This window comes from Marivirga sp., from assembly GCF_024636815.1.
GTDB lineage: Bacteria > Bacteroidota > Bacteroidia > Cytophagales > Cyclobacteriaceae > Marivirga.
In genome coordinates this window covers 1-6,116 of sequence record NZ_JAGXGF010000091.1, presented here as the reverse complement: position 1 = coordinate 6,116, position 6,116 = coordinate 1, and the positions used below count along the sequence as shown (strand labels likewise).

Below are 6,116 nucleotides of genomic sequence, written 5' to 3'. Positions count from 1 at the left end.
CAATTGGTATAATTAAACATCAAATTACCAACAATGACAAATCAATTTACCTGCTCCTCTTTTGGACTGACTAGAATGAAACTACAATGTCATATTGTTCTGAGAATGGTTTTTCTGGTGGTGCTTAGTTGTTGTTGTCAAATTATTGTTGTGTTGAGCAGCTATCTAATACTTTTCGTATTGACTTTTTCAATATATTCGTTTTGGGTGCTGTTGCTATGAATGACTTGAGAAAAAAGATCTTTATCCACTAATTTTCCGTCTAACACCTTTGATTGCATCACGTTGATATTTCCAAAAACACGAAAATTGTGCTGGTTTATCTTGAAGATTTCTGCACCAATAGCCACTTCTAAACCTTGTACATTGATTTTCCCCAATTCTTCAAATACTTCATTCCGCCCTCCTGCATAAAAATTGCGACTTGTATTATTAAAGTAAGTTAATTGACCGTCAATGCGCTGTTTCCATATCGTCCCTCTCCAACCGATTTCTCTGTTCCAACTTAATTCAGGATCAATATTGATGCTTTGTCCTGCAAGCGGATTAGTCACAATACCATCTTGTTCTACCAAAAAACCAAAGACCTTAGACGGGGCGATCATTCCTTGATAGAAGCTTCCATAGAATTCGCCATTTTTGATGCGATAATCAACCGTAACACCAGGTAGAAACTGCGTATAAACATTTGGTTCTCTACCCTCCTCAGTGCCACTGGTGCTTGGATTTTGAGCAAGTGACAGCAAATCTTGTCTATACATATTCACATGTTCAATCCGCACGATAGGTGTAACACCGAATTTCCCTACATTGAATTCATTTCGAATATACCCATTAGCAGACCAGAGGCGATACCATAAATCGTTAGTGGTTCTACCGCTTCTTGCCCATCGGCTACTATCAGCAACTAAAAAACGGTCTTTGAATGTTTCACGGTGAAAGTTAAATCCTACTTCCAAATATTGTTTTTCACCGAAAGCTCCCCAATCGTAGTCTAAAGTCTCCTTGAAGCCTGATACGGTGTAAGTCCAACGGCTATCGGTGGTACTTTCACGACCGTCTTGTACTCTACCAACAATAACATAATCTTCCTCGCCAAAGACTTCCCTATTTAAGTAACTGTAGCGATTGTTTAGAATTGTTTCTCCAAGATAAGCCTGTACCTCTGACGCTTTGACTTTAGCAGTTACCTGTCGCCACCAATCCCGTTCAAAATCTGACGCATAAATTTTAGAAGTAAAACTTAAATTACTTTTTGGTAGCCACTTATGGATAATGTCCACGCCATAACGCCTCATTGTAAATTGATCTGCGTCAAGTGGATTTTGAGTAGGGTCAGTATCAAAGGTAAAAGGAGTTTGAGAACTCAAAGAAGCTTGATTGTCTTCCGACTGAGCACTCACCTTAAAGTAGAGTGATTGATTTTCAGAAAGTTTGGCAAATATCTTGGCGTTCAAGTTTAAAAGTTCAACGGAAGAATTGTCGGTAAATCCATCAAACTTCTTGTAAACACCTTCAACCAAAGCGCCAAGGTTATTCCAAGTACCACCATAGGATAAAAGTCCTGTTTGATAGTTTCGCTGACCACCTACAAGCTTGACTCTTAATTCTGGTTTTTGTGGAGGCAATGCAGTGATATAATTTACTGCACCATACATATTATTAGGTCCAAAGCGCAGCATATCCGCTCCCTTGTACACCTCAATGGAAGTGAGTCGATCACTTACTGGGTTGTAGTATGCTCCTGGTGCAATATAGGGAGCAGGTGCAGAAGGTGTGCCATCTTCCATCAACAGCACTTTCTTCGATCGCCTTCCCCAAGAACCTCTTATACTAATATTCGGACGATTGGACAATCCCATGTCACCAATAATATTCACTCCCGGCACATTCCTTAACACCTCTTCCGTACTTATTGGGTTAATATTTTTCAAGGTAACAGGACTCAGCCTAAAATTACTTCCCTTGAATGTACTTTTATAATTATGAGGTGATGCACTAACAACGACTTCATTAAGTGTTGTCTTTGCTCGATCCATTTCAATAATTCCTATATCGGAAGTGTTTGCGTTCACATCAATACTTCTTTTTTCATAACCCAAATATTTGATGGTAAGTAAATCATTACCAGATTCAGTTTCCAATTCAAAATACCCCTGTTCGTCTGTTGTAGTTGCATTTCCACTTGATTGAACTAGAATTAATGCTCCTATCAAAGGTTGAGTATCAATTTTATCAACCACTTTTCCTGATATCACTTTTTGAGAAAAAGCACTGATAGAAAATATTATTGAGGCAATGAAAAGACTTATAATTTTTTTCATCATTTTGTTAATTTTTATTTGTAAGCATCGCCCACCTTTGCTTTAGGTTCAAGTGAGCGATGCTTGTATTATTTTTAATGCTTTTGAATAAACAATGTGCTAATCTGCACCATCATTTTGTGCAGTACTAATAGTGTATTGGGCAACATCTATTCCTTGATCTGTCCCAACAGTTGCATCAAAAGACCAGTGAATACCACCATATACTCTTGAGATAGCTGCTTCTAGTGCCCATCCCCTTACTAAGCTAGCTTCCTGCGGAAAGATATAGGCAAGCACTTCAGCTCCAGCTGCAGAAAAAACACTATGACCAGAAGTATAAGCAGGAAAATTCGGTGTGCCTGCAATGGTTTTAAAACCTTCAATAACTTGAATTGGGCGAGGATAATGGTAATAATACTTAGCATCCCAACAGCTGATACCACCATCCATCATTGCCATATTAAGATAAGCAAATGTTCGTGCAGACCTTAAAGGATTAAGTCTATACTTTACAATAAATTCTTTTGCAAATTCATTCCAATGCCCAGGTGGGGTATAAGTACCCAAGCCATCTTGCCAAAAGTTAACAATTCTCCTCTTTTCCTCTGTTATATTATCAGCATGATCTTGAAGAATGGCTACGTCTTTTTCATATTCAGCCGAACCTATTGCTGGAGGAGGTATTGGGCGCGTTAGTTCTACATTATCTACGCTCCACATTTGTACCTGACTAAAAAGTGGGGTTAAACCGACTGGACGTTTAGGAATTTCTACATTGACCCATTTCCAGCCAAAACTATTTTGTGCTGCCTCTGCGAGCGAGTCAGATACAGCTTTAGGTGCTTGTGCATTTTTCATTCCATCATTAGCTGCTCTGGCTAAGGCTATTGAAGAAATGGCATCGCCAATAAGCATACCAGCATCAATATCGCTTTGTACGTTTGCTCCCGAGAGCAACAGACTCCTCAAATGTTCCTCTTCTCTTTCCGCAAGGTATTCTGCCTCTAAAGGAAACATTTGTGTTAAAATTCGTCTCGACACTGACGCTAAGACTGCACCGTCAGAAGGATAGGAAAGATTCACATTGTCCGAGTAGGCAGGTTGGATACTTTCATCCTCAATAAAAGGTGCTGATCGGTTAAAAGCAAGTTTGTGATGCCATGCTGATATTAATCCATCAAACTGTGCTACTGACAAATAAGCGAGTGCACGTACTGCATAGGGTGGATGCGCAAATGGAAATGCAGGAGACCCATTTGGGTTTGAGGGATTAGGAAGTGTGTAAGAACCATCATCATTGGGACCCGGAATAAGGTTGTACTTTGCAATAAGTTCCAACGCTATTTCATTCCATCTGATGATTGGATTTTGCGTCCAATATGTGACTGCACTTGCATCTGCTTCAGACATCTGCGCCATTTCTACTTTTAAATCCTCTATCTCTTGAAGGTATGAGGCTGAATTAGCTGGTTCAGGTGCCGGAATATTAATTTCATCACCACTATTTATTAGAATTGGTGTCCATGTACCTCCATCAGGTTCACTGGAAGCGAATTCATATCCCTCAAAATTAAAATAAGTCGGTAACTCTTTTTCACATGAGGAAAGAAAAAGCAAAGCGAAAAGGCTATATATGAGTTTTATATTTTTATTTTTCATCTCTAAATTATTTTCGGTAGTTAAAATAGTAAGTTAATCCCATGCCTGTTGTATTCATGTGAGGCGCATTTCTCCCTGCAACAATTCTATTATGATATACCACTATTCCCAGACCTGTAACATTTGCGAAAAAGTAGTGTGAGAATATACCAATTCGATCTATATTAACCTTATTAGTTGGTTGAGCTGGATTGTACGGTCGAATATCATCACCACTTAATGATTTAGACCCAAAGTAGCTCACTTGAATTTGTAAAGATTTGGAAAATAACCATTTGCCAACCACAAACTCCGTGGAAAAAGCATTAGGAACATCCATCCATGGAGTATAGTAACTTCCATTATTGTAGTAGTAGTCTCTTTCTGCTTCTGCATAACCTCTCCATAAGTAAGTACCAGCACCACGAAAATACCAGTCCTTGATATTTTTGTATTCCACTATAGCTCGATAAGACAATTCTGGAGCGCCAGAACCAATACTATAGGGCATATAATCAGGTAAATAGTTTGTAATCGGGGTCGAAAAACCAATAGTTGCAAGACCTGATAGTTCTCCTTTTTCAAATTGTTTATTTAGCCATCTATATTTGAGGGCAATGCTCAAATCCTGAAAACCGCTTGCCCCAGCAAATTTCCCTCCATTGGGTTCTGTGGATTCTGTTTTTATATAAGGAACTCCTGCATAAAAATTGAGGTCATCAAAAATACCAATAGCAACCATTGGCATAACACTATTTCGCTTAACCATTGCAATAGTTTCATTATTTCGCCTCAACTCACCTTCCCAATAATGATCAAAACTCGAATAGTTATAATCTAATAAAATACACAATTGGTTAGATTTCATCATCAGTGCATCGCTTGGCGTTTGCGCTTGTAATCGAGTAGAAATAAACAAACCAATTATGAATAGATAAATAGATTTATTCGGAGATATTTTTGTAAGTGGTCCACAATAATTAATTGTTGACAATAACAATTTTTGTAAATTTATTTGATGCCTACTTGGCATCAATAGTATATATTTTTTCATGGTAATTCAGCAATTATTTCTTTAGAAAATAAAATCATTGTGCATGCTTCCTCTTCAATCTATAGAAAGGCGCAAATACTAATCACTTATTTATACACATTAGTATTTAAATAAGAAACTCTCTGAAAATCATGCCTTAATTTTTCAAATAGAAATTATATTTGGAAAACGTACACAATAATTTTTTGAAAATATTCTTCTTATTCACCTCAATAGAATGAGCTAAGGAATTGATAAATAAAAAGATTATACAGAATTAGATGAAAAATTGAGGTGGTGGAGTAGGGATATCGAATGAAAAATTCGGGTTAAAATTTTCAAAATAAACTTGATTCAGTTGATCTGGAAAGTTATAAGAAATAAAATTGAAACTTTCTTGAGATTCAACATAGGTTAAAAATATATGAGAAATTATATAACCAATTTTTTTAGTGCTTTCTTTATTGAAATCACTGAGTCTAATTTTCATGAATTGATATTCAGGAGTAACTTCATCTTGTGAAATCTTAAAATGACGTTCTTCGCCACTAACTTCGTGAGAAACTACAAAAGGAGCTCCATATCCAAGCCTTAAGTATTGGGAAGGATTGACTTCTTCAAAACTGATATCATCTGAAACACCTAATTCAGATGATATCCTATTAGATAATGCGTGTTTATGTTCGGAGATCTTTTGATCTACCCAAATTTCTTCCACTAGCTTAATTGTAATTAAGCCAAAAATCCATTGTGTGGATATTAGTAAAATAAAAAATATGGATAAAACTCTTTTCAATAGATACAAGTTTATATAAATCTATTGAAAAGAGTTTAAAAATCAAATATCAATCAATATAAAACAGGAAACTTCTTAGGATCAAATTCATGCATCATTGCATAAACTCTTTCAAAAACATCCTCTATTTGTGGTTTACTGAAATAATCTCCATCTGAAGCATAAGCAGGTCTGTGCTCGTTTGAAGAAATTGTAATAGGTTGTGCGTCTAAGTATTTATAAGCTTTTTGCTCTTCCAATACTTTCTGCATCATAAAACCAGTAGCACCACCTGGAACATCCTCATCAGCAAAAACCACACGATTTGTTTTCTTTACAGATTCTACAATGCTGTGAGCTATAT

General features: G+C 36.7%; 4 protein-coding genes and 1 pseudogene. All 5 read right to left on the bottom strand.

All coding sequences use genetic code 11. The annotated features are described in order from the left end of the window. Positions 1–161: 161 nt before the first annotated feature. Positions 162–2,327: a TonB-dependent receptor gene (locus Q0L29_RS06805; protein WP_296620195.1), complete on the bottom strand. Its 2,166-nt coding sequence runs from the start codon at positions 2,325–2,327 to the stop codon at positions 162–164. 96 nt (positions 2,328–2,423) lie between these two features. Continuing rightward, positions 2,424–3,965 (bottom strand): phosphatase PAP2 family protein, encoded by a 1,542-nt coding sequence (locus Q0L29_RS06800; protein WP_296620194.1) that lies wholly within the window; start codon positions 3,963–3,965, stop codon positions 2,424–2,426. 7 nt (positions 3,966–3,972) lie between these two features. Beyond that, the gene (locus tag Q0L29_RS06795) at positions 3,973–4,998 is read right to left on the bottom strand and encodes a transporter (protein ID WP_296620192.1); all 1,026 of its coding nucleotides are present in this window, start codon (positions 4,996–4,998) and stop codon (positions 3,973–3,975) included. Between the two features lie 256 nt (positions 4,999–5,254). Continuing rightward, positions 5,255–5,773 (bottom strand): hypothetical protein, encoded by a 519-nt coding sequence (locus Q0L29_RS06790; protein ID WP_296620190.1) that lies wholly within the window; start codon positions 5,771–5,773, stop codon positions 5,255–5,257. Positions 5,774–5,826: 53 nt separating this feature from the next. Beyond that, a pseudogene (locus Q0L29_RS06785) lies at positions 5,827–6,116 on the bottom strand (transketolase); the annotation flags it as partial.

Coding starts and splice junctions, on each gene's coding strand:
- Q0L29_RS06805 (WP_296620195.1), bottom strand. CDS start 2,327: ATGATGAAAAAAATTATAAGTCTTTTCATTGCCTCAATAATATTTTCT.
- Q0L29_RS06795 (WP_296620192.1), bottom strand. CDS start 4,998: ATGAAAAAATATATACTATTGATGCCAAGTAGGCATCAAATAAATTTA.
- Q0L29_RS06800 (WP_296620194.1), bottom strand. CDS start 3,965: ATGAAAAATAAAAATATAAAACTCATATATAGCCTTTTCGCTTTGCTT.